Origin of the sequence: Pseudomonas agarici, assembly GCF_900109755.1 — a bacterium.
Classification (GTDB): Bacteria; Pseudomonadota; Gammaproteobacteria; order Pseudomonadales; family Pseudomonadaceae; genus Aquipseudomonas; species Aquipseudomonas agarici.
Window position 1 is genome coordinate 223,295 of record NZ_FOAR01000006.1, and the last position, 1,095, is coordinate 224,389.

1 protein-coding gene is annotated in these 1,095 nt (G+C 63.6%); it reads left to right on the forward strand.

Annotation, left to right across the window (positions count from 1 at the left end):
* On the forward strand, positions 1-1,095 hold a 1,095-nt coding region (locus tag BMX68_RS26810), incomplete at both ends, for a hypothetical protein (protein ID WP_177178865.1).

Genomic DNA, 1,095 nt, shown 5'->3' on the forward strand with positions numbered 1-1,095 from the left:
ATCAGCATCGGCATCGGCATCGGCATCGGCATCGGCATCAGCATCAGCATCAGCATCCGCATCAGCATCAGCGTCAGCATCGGCATCGGCATCAGCGTCGGCATCGGCATCGGCGTCAGCATCGGCGTCGGCGTCGGCATCAGCATCAGCATCAGCATCCGCATCCGCATCCGCATCCGCATCAGCGTCGGCATCAGCGTCAGCATCGGCATCCGCATCAGCGTCGGCATCCGCATCAGAATCAGCATCGGCATCGGCATCGGCATCGGCATCGGCATCAGCATCAGCATCCGCGTCGGCATCGGCATCGGCATCGGCATCAGCATCAGCATCAGCATCGGCATCAGCATCCGCATCAGCATCAGCGTCAGCATCGGCATCGGCATCGGCATCGGCATCGGCATCAGCGTCGGCATCGGCGTCAGCATCCGCATCCGCATCCGCATCCGCATCAGCGTCGGCATCCGCATCCGCATCCGCATCGGCATCGGCATCCGCATCAGCGTCAGCGTCAGCATCAGCGTCGGCATCGGCATCGGCATCCGCATCCGCATCAGCATCCGCGTCAGCATCAGCATCAGCATCAGCATCAGCATCGGCATCCGCATCAGCATCGGCATCGGCATCAGCGTCGGCGTCAGCATCGGCGTCAGCATCCGCGTCGGCATCAGCGTCAGCATCAGCATCAGCATCCGCATCCGCATCCGCATCCGCATCAGCGTCAGCATCCGCATCGGCGTCAGCATCGGCATCGGCATCAGCATCAGCATCAGCATCGGCATCCGCATCGGCGTCCGCATCAGCATCCGCATCCGCATCCGCATCCGCATCGGCGTCCGCATCAGCATCAGCATCAGCATCCGCATCCGCATCCGCATCAGCGTCAGCATCCGCATCCGCATCCGCATCCGCATCGGCGTCAGCATCGGCATCGGCATCGGCATCGGCATCGGCGTCAGCATCCGCGTCGGCGTCGGCATCGGCATCAGCATCGGCATCGGCATCGGCATCGGCATCGGCGTCAGCATCCGCGTCGGCGTCGGCATCGGCATCCGCATCGGCATCGGCATCGGCATCGGCATCAGCATCAGCATC